Source organism: Ruegeria sp. AD91A (assembly GCF_003443535.1).
In the GTDB taxonomy this organism is placed as follows: Bacteria; Pseudomonadota; Alphaproteobacteria; order Rhodobacterales; family Rhodobacteraceae; genus Ruegeria.
In genome coordinates, this window is record NZ_CP031946.1 from 2,467,045 (window position 1) to 2,479,631 (window position 12,587).

14 protein-coding genes and 1 pseudogene are annotated in these 12,587 nt (G+C 57.5%); 7 read left to right on the top strand and 8 right to left on the bottom strand.

The features are described from left to right. The first annotated feature begins 42 nt into the window (after positions 1-42). The 4 genes from D1823_RS12330 to D1823_RS12345 all read left to right on the top strand — a co-directional run bounded on the left by D1823_RS12330 (position 43) and on the right by D1823_RS12345 (position 4,236). Entirely contained in the window at positions 43-1,218 is a 1,176-nt protein-coding gene (locus D1823_RS12330) for an acetyl-CoA C-acetyltransferase (protein WP_117870403.1), read from the top strand. Positions 1,219-1,404: 186 nt separating this feature from the next. Next, entirely contained in the window at positions 1,405-2,127 is a 723-nt protein-coding gene (gene phbB / locus D1823_RS12335; protein WP_117870405.1) for an acetoacetyl-CoA reductase, read from the top strand. Between the two features lie 298 nt (positions 2,128-2,425). Beyond that, the gene (locus D1823_RS12340) at positions 2,426-3,373 is read left to right on the top strand and encodes a transcriptional regulator GcvA (protein ID WP_117870407.1); all 948 of its coding nucleotides are present in this window, start codon (positions 2,426-2,428) and stop codon (positions 3,371-3,373) included. Beyond that, on the top strand, positions 3,370-4,236 hold the full coding sequence (locus D1823_RS12345; protein WP_117870409.1) for a DMT family transporter: 867 nt from the start codon (positions 3,370-3,372) through the stop codon (positions 4,234-4,236). Before D1823_RS12340 ends, D1823_RS12345 begins: the two co-directional genes overlap by 4 nt. On the opposite strand, the gene D1823_RS12350 is transcribed toward D1823_RS12345, so the two are convergent. From D1823_RS12350 to D1823_RS12360, 3 genes are all read right to left on the bottom strand, one after another. After that, on the bottom strand, positions 4,233-4,397 hold the full coding sequence (locus D1823_RS12350; protein WP_083445267.1) for a YdcH family protein: 165 nt from the start codon (positions 4,395-4,397) through the stop codon (positions 4,233-4,235). The genes D1823_RS12345 and D1823_RS12350 overlap by 4 nt on opposite strands. Before the next feature lie 130 nt (positions 4,398-4,527). Next, positions 4,528-5,292, bottom strand: a complete 765-nt coding sequence (locus D1823_RS12355; protein ID WP_117870411.1) for a tRNA1(Val) (adenine(37)-N6)-methyltransferase — start codon at positions 5,290-5,292, stop codon at positions 4,528-4,530. Then, complete coding sequence (locus tag D1823_RS12360; protein ID WP_117870413.1) at positions 5,289-5,504, bottom strand: DUF2007 domain-containing protein; 216 nt, start codon at positions 5,502-5,504, stop codon at positions 5,289-5,291. The genes D1823_RS12355 and D1823_RS12360 overlap by 4 nt, the downstream gene beginning before the upstream one ends. Before the next feature lie 227 nt (positions 5,505-5,731). On the opposite strand from D1823_RS12360, the pseudogene D1823_RS22285 reads away from it, so the two are divergent. Beyond that, positions 5,732-6,346, top strand: a pseudogene (locus D1823_RS22285) (polyprenyl synthetase family protein); the annotation flags it as partial. A gap of 105 nt (positions 6,347-6,451) precedes the next feature. On the opposite strand, the gene D1823_RS22290 reads toward D1823_RS22285, so the two are convergent. From D1823_RS22290 to soxR, 5 genes are all read right to left on the bottom strand, one after another. Then, positions 6,452-6,625 (bottom strand): hypothetical protein, encoded by a 174-nt coding sequence (locus tag D1823_RS22290; protein WP_371415278.1) that lies wholly within the window; start codon positions 6,623-6,625, stop codon positions 6,452-6,454. Beyond that, positions 6,552-7,373 (bottom strand): 4-(cytidine 5'-diphospho)-2-C-methyl-D-erythritol kinase, encoded by an 822-nt coding sequence (locus D1823_RS12370; protein WP_117870417.1) that lies wholly within the window; start codon positions 7,371-7,373, stop codon positions 6,552-6,554. The genes D1823_RS22290 and D1823_RS12370 overlap by 74 nt, the downstream gene beginning before the upstream one ends. After that, positions 7,363-9,033, bottom strand: coding sequence for a tetratricopeptide repeat protein (locus D1823_RS12375; RefSeq protein ID WP_162896829.1), 1,671 nt, complete (start codon positions 9,031-9,033; stop codon positions 7,363-7,365). Before D1823_RS12375 ends, D1823_RS12370 begins: the two co-directional genes overlap by 11 nt. A 145-nt stretch (positions 9,034-9,178) precedes the next feature. Continuing rightward, positions 9,179-10,825, bottom strand: coding sequence for an electron transfer flavoprotein-ubiquinone oxidoreductase (locus D1823_RS12380; protein WP_117870421.1), 1,647 nt, complete (start codon positions 10,823-10,825; stop codon positions 9,179-9,181). Positions 10,826-10,961: 136 nt separating this feature from the next. Next, positions 10,962-11,417 carry a redox-sensitive transcriptional activator SoxR gene (gene soxR, locus D1823_RS12385; protein ID WP_117870423.1) on the bottom strand — a complete coding sequence of 152 codons (456 nt, stop codon included), beginning with the start codon at positions 11,415-11,417 and terminating at the stop codon, positions 10,962-10,964. Positions 11,418-11,503: 86 nt separating this feature from the next. On the opposite strand from soxR, the gene D1823_RS12390 reads away from it, so the two are divergent. Both D1823_RS12390 and greA read left to right on the top strand, forming a co-directional pair. Next, on the top strand, positions 11,504-11,884 hold the full coding sequence (locus tag D1823_RS12390; protein ID WP_117870425.1) for a VOC family protein: 381 nt from the start codon (positions 11,504-11,506) through the stop codon (positions 11,882-11,884). Positions 11,885-12,115: 231 nt separating this feature from the next. Next, the gene (gene greA, locus D1823_RS12395) at positions 12,116-12,586 is read left to right on the top strand and encodes a transcription elongation factor GreA (protein WP_117870427.1); all 471 of its coding nucleotides are present in this window, start codon (positions 12,116-12,118) and stop codon (positions 12,584-12,586) included. The last annotated feature ends 1 nt before the right edge of the window (position 12,587 follow it).

Here is a 12,587-nt window from a genome sequence, read left to right on the forward strand (position 1 = left end):
GTCAGAAATTCCGCTGGCCCATGACGGTAAAGGACTGATCATATGACCAACGTAGTAATCGCATCCGCCGCACGAACAGGTGTCGGCAGCTTCAGTGGTTCGTTTGCGAACACCCCTGCCCATGATCTGGGCGCTGCCGTCCTGGAAGCAGTTGTCGAGCGCGCCGGAGTAGAAAAAGGCGAAGTCAGCGAAACCATTATGGGTCAGGTTCTGACTGCCGCCCAAGGCCAGAACCCCGCGCGTCAGGCGCATATCAATGCCGGCCTGCCACAGGAAAGCGCCGCATGGGGTATCAATCAGGTTTGCGGCTCGGGCCTGCGCGCCGTTGCATTGGGCGCTCAACATATCCAGTTGGGCGACGCGGAAATCGTCGCTGCAGGTGGCCAGGAAAACATGTCTCTGTCACCCCACGCTGCCGCCCTGCGCGCCGGTCACAAGATGGGCGACATGAAATACATCGACACGATGATCCGCGATGGTCTGTGGGATGCTTTCAACGGCTATCACATGGGTCAGACTGCCGAGAACGTTGCTGAAAAATGGCAGATCAGCCGCGAGACGCAGGATGAATTCGCCGTCGCCTCGCAGAACAAGGCAGAAGCTGCTCAGAAAGCCGGAAAATTCGCAGACGAAATCGTGCCCTTCACCATCAAGACCCGTAAGGGCGACATCGTGATGGACAAGGACGAATACATTCGCCACGGCGCAACAATGGAGGCCATGACTAAGCTTCGCCCGGCCTTTACCAAGGACGGCTCTGTCACCGCGGCCAATGCATCCGGCCTGAATGACGGCGCTGCGGCCACGTTGCTGATGTCAGCCGAAAACGCCGAAAAGCGTGGAATCGAACCTCTGGCACGCATCGCATCCTACGCGACCGCCGGTCTGGACCCATCGATCATGGGTGTCGGCCCGATCTACGCGTCGCGCAAAGCGCTGGAAAAAGCAGGCTGGTCGGTTGACGATCTGGATCTGGTAGAAGCCAACGAAGCCTTTGCCGCACAGGCTTGCGCCGTGAACAAGGATATGGGCTGGGATCCGTCGATCGTGAACGTAAACGGTGGCGCGATTGCCATCGGTCACCCGATCGGCGCTTCGGGCTGCCGTGTTTTGAACACTTTGCTGTTCGAAATGAAGCGTCGCGATGCAAAAAAGGGTCTGGCGACCTTGTGCATCGGCGGCGGCATGGGCGTTGCCCTGTGTGTGGAGCGCGACTAAGCGCTTTGACAATCAAATAGAAATAGGCGCCCAGTTGGGCGCCTTTTTTGTTACATTGAGGTTCTACCTCTTGGATGCGACGATATTGCCGCCCGGAATCTGAAATTCATGACGAAACAATATTGCGCACGATCATCTCTCAGAGTAACAGCATTACCAAGACGACTAAAATTGAAGGAGTCATAAATGGCACGAACAGCACTCGTAACCGGCGGTTCCCGCGGCATTGGCGCAGCAATTTCCAAGGCGCTCAAAGCCGAAGGGTATAACGTTGCGGCCACCTATGCAGGGAATGACGAAGCCGCCGCAAAATTCACCGAAGAAACCGGTATAAAGACCTACAAGTGGAATGTCGCCGATTACGACGAATCCAAAGCAGGCATCGAACAGGTCGAAGCCGAGGTTGGCCCCATCGATATCGTTGTCGCCAACGCAGGCATCACCCGCGATGCTCCGTTCCACAAAATGACCCCCGACCAGTGGAAGGACGTGATCGACACCAACCTGACCGGTGTTTTCAACACCGTACACCCCGTCTGGCCCGGCATGCGCGAGCGCAAGTTCGGTCGTGTCATCGTCATCAGCTCGATCAACGGTCAGAAAGGCCAATTCGCTCAGGTGAACTATGCTGCGACCAAGGCGGGCGATCTGGGCATCGTGAAGTCTCTGGCGCAGGAAGGCGCGCGAGCGGGCATCACTGCCAACGCAATCTGCCCCGGCTATATCGCAACTGAAATGGTCATGGCTGTGCCTGAGAAAGTGCGCGAGTCCATCATCGGCCAGATCCCGGCCGGACGTCTGGGTGAGCCAGAGGAAATTGCGCGTTGTGTGGTTTTCCTGGCCTCGGATGATTCGCAGTTCATCAACGGCTCGACGATTTCGGCCAACGGTGCGCAATTCTTCGTCTGATCCAGACTTGGAAAGAAAAAGCGGGCCGGTCCCTTTGGGCCGGCCCTTTGTAATCCCGTAAGATCGCGCGCGCTGCGATCAGCGGGAACCGAATACCCATCCCCAAAACTGCCAGACCACCCGGCTGCGCTCTTGATGGGCGCGCAGGATCGCCATTTGGGCGGCGGGATTTGTCGTCATCTCGATCATGGCAGTCTCCTTTTCAAATCAGTTTTATTTGACCTGATGTGAATATGAAGGTTACGAAAGAAAGAGACAAACGAGCTTTCTTGGATCATCAGTTAAGATTTACTTCACTATGAGCGACTATCTTCCACCGCTGACCGCGCTGCGCGCTTTTGACGCCGCAGCCCGGCACATGTCTTTCGCGAAGGCGGCGGAAGAGCTGCATGTGACGCCAGCCGCCCTGTCCTTTCAGATCAAATCGCTAGAAGAACACCTTGGACGGCCGCTGTTTCGCCGCCTGAACCGCGCCGTAGAACTGACCGAGGCGGGCCGTGCCCTCGCGCCCGGTGCGGCAGAAGGGTTTGCCACATTGCAATCCGCGTGGCGCGCAGTGCGCAGACAGGAAGATGGCACAAGCCTGACCGTCACTGCAGGTCCAGCTTTGACCGCCAAGTGGTTGGCGCCACGGCTCTACGAATTTGCTCGGGCGCATCCCGAGATCGATCTGAAGTTCTCGGCCACACTGCGCAACATGGATCTGGAGCGAGACGACGTGGACGTCGCCATCCGGTTCGGGAATTCGGCCGATAACGGGCTGTATTCCGTTCCCGTCAGAAAGGAATGGCTGACCCCTGTCATGACCCCGGAACTTGCGGAACAATTCACCACGCCGGAAAGCCTTCAAGAGGCGCCGTTGATCCATGACGATTCGATCAGTTTTCTGACTCCGCCCTGCGATTGGCCCGCCTGGTTCCGTGCCGTGGGAATGGACTTTACTCCGACCCATGGCGCACATTTTTCTAATGCTGATCACGCGATTGACGCGGCTGTTGCCGGGGTTGGCGTCGCACTGGGGCGGCGCGCCATGATTCTCAAGGACTTGACCGAAGGCCGCTTGGTTGCGCCTTTCAAAGTGGCCCTGGAAACCCTAGGCCGGTTCCGGTTTCTTTGCCTGCCGGGGGCTGAAAACAAACCTCAGATCGCAGCGTTTCGCGATTGGTTCCTGGCCGAGATTGAAAAAACCGCGCATATATCGGATGAGTTCAAAATCGTTCCGATTGAAGAGGTTTCCTCCCCATGACCAAAATGCGTGCAACGGCCATAGGTTTCGTGGCCGTCTTGCTGTGGGCCTTACTGGCGTTGTTCACTGTTGGGTCGGCACCCACGCCGCCGCTGCTGCTGAACACGATCTGTTTTTCGATCGGCGGGGCGCTTGGACTGATCTGGGCGGCGGCAACAGGTGGTCTGAGCGGTTTGAAGCAGGTCCCCTGGACAACTTACCTTTTTGGCGCATTGGGCTTATTTGGCTATCACGCGCTGTATTTTTCAGCTCTGCGCATGGCACCGGCTGCCGAAGCTGGGCTGATCGCTTATCTCTGGCCTCTGCTCATTGTGCTTTTGTCGGGACTTTTGCCAGGTGAACATCTGCGTATCGGTCACCTGATCGGCGCCTGTCTTGGGTTTTCCGGGGCCGCTGTGATCATCGCCGGAGGCGGCGGTGCAGGCTTTCAGGCCCAATACCTGCCGGGGTATGCGTTGGCTTTGCTCTGCGCACTGACATGGTCGGGCTACTCGGTTCTATCGCGCAAATTGGAGGGCACGCCGACAAGTTCCGTGGCGGTATTCTGTCTTGCGGCTGCGCTCGCCTCGGGGCTGCTGCACCTGGCGGTGGAAGACACTGTATTACCCGATACGGCACTGGGCTGGGCGTCGGTGCTGGCACTCGGCCTTGGACCAGTCGGGTTGGCGTTTTACGTCTGGGATATTGGTGTAAAGCAAGGCGACATACAAATCCTCGGAACCTCATCATATGCGGCCCCGTTATTGTCGACCCTAGCTTTGGTGGCGGCCGGGATCGCCGCCCCATCTTGGGGGCTTGCGATCGCGGCTTTCCTGATTACCGGCGGGGCCTTGATAGCGGCCCGCGCAAGCCTGAAAACTTAAGCAGACAGGCGCTCGATCTCTTCTTTCAGCTTGAGCTTCTGTTTTTTCAGCTGAGCTATGTGGAGATCATCGATGCCTGGCGAGCGTTGGGCTTGTTCCACTTCTAGACCGAGAGATTCGTGCTTTTTCTTCAGTTCCGTCAGATGTGCGCTCACGCTCATTGCGATCCTCCTTGTTTACGTGTCTGTATGTCACGTAAGAATTTGACCACATCGTTTCCACACTGTCACGCTGCAGACGCACAGAATCTGTAATAAATCCGACAAATTCGGCTGGTCATTGCCGATGGCATCAGATCCGAGGCAAAGGGGCGGCCTGCCGAAGCACGGCAGAGACCGCCTCGGTATAGCTTTCACCGTCTTTTTCGTGGCGCTCACCTGCGTGCAGAATCAAAGGCGCATGGAGGCGAAATGCCGCGCGTCCCCCTTTGCGGGCGCTCAGGATGACCAACTCGGCCTGGCGGCCCGCCCGCGCGCTGAGCGGCAGCACCTCCATTGAACCCAGCTTCCCCTGACAGGCCGTCAGCATATCGGGAAGACGATCAGCTTTTTGGATCATGTGCAGAAACCCCCGAGGGGCAAGGCGTTTGGCCGCCACGGCGATCCAGTCGATCAGCGGAGTCTCTTCGCCCAGGGCAATGCTCCGCCCCGTGTCACAGGCGGGGCTATGCGCCCCTGCACGGTAATAGGGCGGGTTCGCAATAACGTGATCAAAGTGGCGCTGTCGAACATCATCAGGCAAAGCGGTCAGGTCTGCCTCAATCACGTCCATATCAAAGCCGTTGATTTCCGAATTTCGGCGCGCCAGATCTGCATAGGTAGGCTGCAATTCGACCCCAACCATTTGCAGCCCCGGTACCCGCGCGGACAGGCACAGAATGGCAGCCCCCGCGCCGCATCCCAGCTCCAGCACGGACTGTCCGGCCTTGGCAGGGACGGATGCAGCCAGCAAAACAGGGTCTACCCCGGCGCGGTAACCTGACGCAGGTTGCAGCAATCGCACCCGACCACCCAGGAAATCGTTGCACGTCAGTTCACTGTCTTTGAAGCGCGTCATCGGCCCAGCGGGATCTCGTTATCGCGCATCACGCGCTCGGCTCGGGTAAGGTCTTCGGTCCGAACCATCAGACGTCGGGGAAAGATTCCGATACCGCCTTCGAGGATGCTCATATTTACGTCCATCTGAAAGCAGTCTATATCCTCGCCCTCAAGGAGAGCGGATGCAAAGGCTAGGATCGTCGGATCGGTACTGCGCAATAGTTCTTTCATGGGGATGGATGTAAGGGCAAGGCGAGGCGGAAGTCGAGCCTTGTATCAGGAGTGTGATGACCGTCGACATGATCTCGAAACCGCATGAGCGCCTGGCCGAAATTCTGGCGGGCGAGATGGAGGCCGTGAACGGGCTGATCCGTACGCGGATGGCGTCGGACCATGCGCCACGTATCCCGGAAGTGACGCAGCACCTGGTCGAAGCCGGTGGAAAACGCCTGCGCCCGATGCTGACATTGGCCGCAGCACGCCTGTTTGGCTATTCCGGCGACCACCACCTGCGCCTTGCGGCGACGGTCGAGTTCATTCACACCGCCACCCTGCTGCATGACGACGTAGTGGATGAGAGCGCGCAGCGACGCGGCCGCCCGACTGCCAATCTGCTGTGGGACAACAAGTCCAGTGTTCTGGTTGGCGATTACCTGTTTTCACGCAGTTTCCAGCTTATGGTCGAAACGGGTTCGCTTCGGGTTCTGGACATCCTTGCCAATGCCTCTGCAACAATTGCCGAAGGCGAAGTGCTGCAAATGACAGCCGCAACCGATCTGCGTACGGATGAAAACGTTTATCTACAGGTTGTGCGTGGTAAGACGGCGGCATTGTTCTCGGCCGCAACCGAGGTGGGCGGTGTGATCGCAGGCGCCTCGGAAGAGCAGATCCAAGCGCTTTTCGACTATGGCGATTCATTGGGCATCGCGTTCCAGATTGCCGATGATCTGTTGGATTATCAGGGCGACAGCAAAACGACCGGAAAAAACGTTGGCGATGACTTCCGTGAACGGAAACTGACCCTGCCTGTCATCAAAGCCGTGGCGCAAGCCACGCCGGAAGAACGCGCCTTTTGGGAGCGTACGATTGAAAAGGGCCGGCAGCAGGACGGTGATCTGGATCACGCGCTGGGTCTGATGAACAAATACGCCACGCTCGAAGAAACCCGGCAAGATGCTTTAGATTGGGCAAATAAAGCCAAAACCGCTTTGGCTGTATTGCCTGACCACGAAGTTCGCAGTCTGCTGCGCCAACTGGCCGACTACGTGGTTTCGCGCCTCAGTTAAGCTGCGTGGCACGGCACCACCAATCGGGATGGGCTGCGCCGATATCATAAGCCGCGAAATGCGCATCTTTCATCGTCGGATAAAGCGCAAAGCAAGTTGATCCTGACCCTGACATGCGCGCCACCAGAGCGCGATTGGTCATGTTCAGCTCGTCCAGCACCTGTTCAATCTCACGCGCAACACCCATGGCAGGCACTTGCAGATCATTGCGCTGTTCGCCCAGCCACTGGGCGCAATCGTCAGCGCTTGCAAAATCCGGGATAACCTCAGGCATCGGCGGATTGTCTCTGGACGCTAGCGCGTCGAAAACGGTACCTGTCGGCACCTGTACATTCGGGTTGACCAAAAGGGCGGGCAGGTGCGGAAGGTTCACCGCCGCCAACCGATCGCCAATGCCCTGCATTCTTATCGCCCGGCCCTTCAGGCAGACGGGTACATCTGCCCCCAGTGTCAACGGCAGCTCTGGCGGGATGTCGCAACCCTGCCCTACCAAAGCCCCAAGTGTTGCGGCAGCATCCGAAGAGCCACCCCCGATGCCCGCCCCATGCGGCAGAGATTTGCTCAGGTCGATATGCCCGGTCCAACCAACGCCCTCAGCCGCTTTCCAGACCAGATTTCGGCGGTCTGAGGGTACTCCATCGGCAAACTCGCCACGCATATCCAAAGACAGCTCTGGACCGGGTCTGAATGTCAGCTGATCACCCAGATCAGCGAAAACCACCAGCGAATCCAACAGGTGATAACCGTCCTCACGATGGCCTGTGACATGTAGGGTCAGGTTGATCTTGGCGGGCGCAAACGCCTTAATTTCCATTGGCGACTTTCAATGGCTCCGAACCTTCTTCGGCCAAGACGGCATCCAGCCCGACTTCGATCTTGCGCCGGATGCGTTCGGGATCAGCTTCGCCATCGGCATCTTCCGGGTCGATAAAGGACAAGGCGCGGCTCCACTGGAACTCGGCCTCACGTGCGCGCCCGACAGCCCAATAGACGTCACCCAGATGATCATTGACCACCGGATCGACCGGCATCAGCTCAACCGCACGCTCCATGTGTTCGACGGCCTCGTCGTAACGCCCCAGACGGAACAGAACCCAGCCCAGACTGTCCACGATGTAGCCGCTATCCGGACGAGCAGCTACAGCGCGTTCGATCATGTCCAGCGCTTCGCCCAGCTTTTCTTTGCGCTCAACCAGCGAATAACCCAGATAGTTCAGAACCTGGGGCTGATCCGGGTTCAGCTCCAGCGCCCGGCGAAAATCAGCTTCGGCCTGATCCCAGTGCTTCAGCCTTTCATGGCTGATTCCACGCGCGTAATGCAGGAACCAGTTCCCACCCGCTGCACTATCCGTCAGGGCAATCGCAGTGTCGTAAGAGGCCACCGCGGCCGCATAGTTTTCCTGTCGCCGCTGCAGGTCTGCCAAAGCGACGTGCACACCCGGCAAGTCGGGGTTTTGCGCAGCCAGGTTTTGCAACACTTCGACGGCGGCATCGGTTTTTCCAGAACGGTCCAAAACTTCGGCCCGGCCCAATTCGGCCGCGTGGTGATCGTTGCTGTCCGCTGGGACCAGACGGTACGCCTCAACCGCCAAATCATATTGCTGCAAGGTTTCCAGCAGATCTGCACTCAGCAAAATGGCGTCCACATGATCGGGCCGCAGGAAACTGGCCAAGCGTGTGTACAGCAGAACATAGTCGGCTGAAGCTTCGCTGTTCAACGCGGCACCGACGGTAAAGAATATTTCGGCCATGCCGTCCTGAGCGGATCGGACATGAGTGAACGGCAAGGTTTCTCCTGCTTCCAATTGGCTCAAATAGGTCTCGATGGTCGGGTCACTGCCTGCCACAAACACCTCGTCCAGAAACTGAATGGCGTCCTCGTTGCGATCAAGCTGCGACAAAATCTCGGTGCGGGCCAACGCAGCCCGACGCGAGAATCGGGCAACCGTTCCATCATTGTCCGCAAGTATCGCCTCTGCGCCTTCGAAATCACCGATAGACGCCAATGCCATCGCCTTGTGATAAAGCGCGAATTCCCTGAGGCCATCCTGAGTGGCGACAGAATCGAACTGATCCATCGCCTTCGTCATCTCACCTTGTCCCAGATAAGCCCAGGCGATCATCAGGCCATCAACAAGAGGACCGACACCCTGTGTTTCAGGGTCACGGGCCAGTAGTTCGTCAAATTTTCCCTGGGCAATCAAATTGACCGATATCACCATTCGCGCAGCCTGGCTGGGCAAGTTGGCTTTCTCGATCTGCTGGGCGACAGGCAGCGCGCGGGCCACTTCCCCCAAAGCGATGCGGGCAACTACAACACTTTCCAGCAGCAGCGCATTTTGGGGATCAAACCTGAGGGCCTGAGCGTAGTACCGTTCAGCGGCAGAATAGTCGCTTTCGTAAATCGCCTGTCGCCCGGCCAGATATGATCCGGCACTCGATTCCGAATAGGCCGGGACTGCGACCGACGACATGAGAAGCACGGACAAAGCCGCGCGACGAACCAGGGAAACCACCGAAATCCTGCCTTGCTATCGTTGACTGAAGGTTAAGCTAGGGCTTCGGCAGGCAAGAGGCAATGGCAGAGCCTTCATGACGCTGCCATTGCCCGTTTTTTGCTTACATGTTCGGATAGTTTGGTCCGTCACCGCCCTGCGGTGTGGTCCAGGTGATGTTCTGACTGGGATCCTTGATGTCGCAGGTTTTGCAGTGAACACAGTTCTGGAAATTGATCACGAATCGCGGACCGTCTTCGTCTTCGACCATCTCATATACACCTGCCGGGCAATAACGCTGCGCCGGTTCGTCGAACTTGGGCAGGTTGACCTTTACCGGGATATCAGGATTGGTCAGACGCAAATGGCAGGGCTGGCTTTCCTCGTGGTTGGTCGCTGCGAACGACACATTCGTCAAACGATCGAAAGACAGCGTTCCATCCGGCTTCGGATAATCGATTGGCTGGTGCTTACTGGCTTCTTCGGTAGATTCTGCATCGTTTTTGCCGTGACCCAGCGTACCGAACAGTGAAAAGCCAAATGTGTTGGTCCACATGTCCAGACCACCCAACATCAGGCTGGCGGTCAGGCCCCACTTCGACCACATCGGCTTGACATTGCGAACCTTTTTCAGGTCGGAACCAATCGCACCATTACGAACTTCAGTCTCGTAAGCCGTCAGTTCATCGCCCGAACGCTCGGCCTTGATAGCGTCATAAGCAGCTTCGGCCGCAGCTTTGCCCGACAGCATCGCGTTGTGGTTGCCTTTGATGCGCGGCACGTTGACCATGCCCGCCGAACAGCCCAACAGCGCCACGCCCGGAGCTACCAGCTGTGGCATTGACTGATAGCCGCCTTCAGTGATCGCGCGGGCCCCGTAGGCGACGCGCTTGCCACCTTTCAGCAGATCAGCAACCATCGGGTGGTGCTTGAACCGCTGGAATTCCATGTAGGGATACAGGTGCGGGTTCTTGTAGTTCAGGTGAACAACGAAGCCGACGTAAACTTGATTGTTTTCAAGATGGTAAATGAACGAACCGCCGCCTGCGTTGCTGCCCAACGGCCAGCCCATTGTGTGCGTGACGCTGCCTTCCTTGTGCTTGGCCGGGTCGATCTCCCAGATCTCTTTCATGCCGACACCGTATTTCTGCGGCTCTTTGCCGGCAGACAGGTCGTATTTGGCAATCACTTCCTTGGAAAGAGAACCCCGGACGCCTTCCGACAGGAACACGTATTTGCCGTGCAGCTCCATCCCCGGTTCGGTGTTGGGGCCATAGGAACCGTCTGGTTCCAGACCGAAGACACCGGCAACCACGCCTTTGACCTCGCCATTTTCGCCATAGACCATTTCCGAGCACGCCATGCCCGGGAAGATCTCGACACCCAGTTCCTCGGCCTGTTCGGCCATCCAGCGGCAGACATTGCCCATCGACACGATGTAGTTGCCGTGGTTGTGCATCAGGGGCGGCATCGGGAAGTTCGGGATACGGACCTGACCCGCCTCACCCAGCATGTAGAACTTGTCGTCCTTGACCGGTACATTCAGCGGCGCGCCTTTTTCCTTCCAGTCCGGGATCAGAGCATCCAGACCACACGGGTCGAGAACCGCGCCCGACAGGATATGCGCGCCAACCTCCGAACCTTTTTCCAGAACCACAACGTTCAGGTCGGCATCCAGCTGTTTCAAACGGATGGCCGCAGACAGGCCCGCAGGACCTGCACCCACGATCACCACGTCATATTCCATCGCTTCGCGTTCAATCTCGGCCATCGCGGGCTCCCTAGCTAACTTTCCGAATTGGCGCTGTCACCGCATGATCTGCGCAATTTTGTTTCACGGCTGATTACATGGTCTCAAAGACATTGGTCAATCGAAACACGGCGTAACAAGAGGGCTATTCGACACATCAACCTTCCGGTGTGTCCCCCATCAGGTATCTGGGACCGCTACCATTCGATTTTGCGCGGTCATCGGGATTATAGAGCGCACATTTCGGCAAGCTCAGACACCCACACCCGATGCAGCCATCGAGGTTGTCGCGCAACCGCGTCAGGGTATCGATTCGCTGATCCAGATGGGCCCGAAGCTGTACACTAATGGCCTTCCAGTCCTGCGGCGTCGGTGTGCGATTTCCCGGCAGGCCCGACAACACCTCACGGATTTCAGGCAGGGTCAGGCCGAACTGCTGCGCAATCATGACAAAGCTCAGCCGCCGAATATCGGCCCGTTGGTAACGTCGCTGCCCGCCCGCGTTGCGCCAGGGCGAAATCAGACCCTGTGCTTCGTAATACCGGATGGCCGACACGGCCAGCCCTGTGCGCCGGGCCAATGCGCCAATCGCCAGCCCCTCTGAAACAGCCATCACACCCTCAAAAAAATCACCTTGACCTAAAGTTAGGTTTAGAAATTACGGTGAGTCGGGACAAGCCAAAAAACACAGGAGATCCCATGATGGCGACGCTTGAACACACCAATTTCACTGTCCGCGACCCGCAGGCCTCGGCCGGTTGGATGCAAAAGGTCTTTGGCTGGAAAACCCGTTGGGAAGGCCCTGCAATTGCCGGTGGATACACTGTGCATGTCGGCTCGGCCCATACGTATCTGGCGCTGTATAAACCTGACGACCCGAAACAGTCGGATGAAAGCAGCTACGATGTGGTCGGAGGGCTAAACCATGTTGGCGTGCTGGTCGAAGATATCGATGCGACCGAAGCCAAAGTGCGCGATGTGGGGTTCGAACCCCACAACCACGCCGATTACGAACCTGGACGTCGATTCTATTTCAGGGATGATAACGGCATCGAGTTCGAAGTGGTGCAATATGATTGAGATGATTTGGCTTTGCACCCCGTCGCAGCGTTGGCGAAGGTCGCGGCATCCCGATCATCGGCACAGGCCCCATCCTAAATCAAAACGGCGCGAAGTCGCGAATTGATCGCTGCTAGCGCTGACACCTCTTGCAATTCACGTGGCATTTGGGTCAGGTAACTGCCAACCTAACATTCGCCCCGACGCTTCTGTGCGGCGGGGCGACTCAATTTATGCGTGGACGTAGAGAGTATGGAAAAGATCCCGATGACGCCTGCGGGCAATGCCGCGCTCGCGGCTGAGCTGAAGAATCTCAAATCCGTTGAACGCCCGGCGATCATCGAAGCGATCGCATCGGCGCGGGAACTGGGCGACCTGAAGGAAAACGCCGAATATCATTCTGCCCGCGAAAAACAGGGCTTCATCGAAGGTCGCATCAAGGAACTGGAAGGTATCCTGTCGCTTGCCGACGTCATTGACCCGTCCAAGTTGACCGGCGCAGTCAAATTTGGCGCAAAGGTTACATTGGTCGACGAAGATACCGAGGAAGAAAAGACTTGGCAGATCGTTGGTGAATACGAGGCCAATATCGAAAACGGCCTGCTGAACATCAAATCCCCCATCGCCCGCGCCCTGATCGGCAAAGATGAAGGGGACAGTGTCGAAGTGCGTACACCCGGCGGCGTGCGCTCTTACGAAATCCTGAGTATCGAGTACGCCTGAC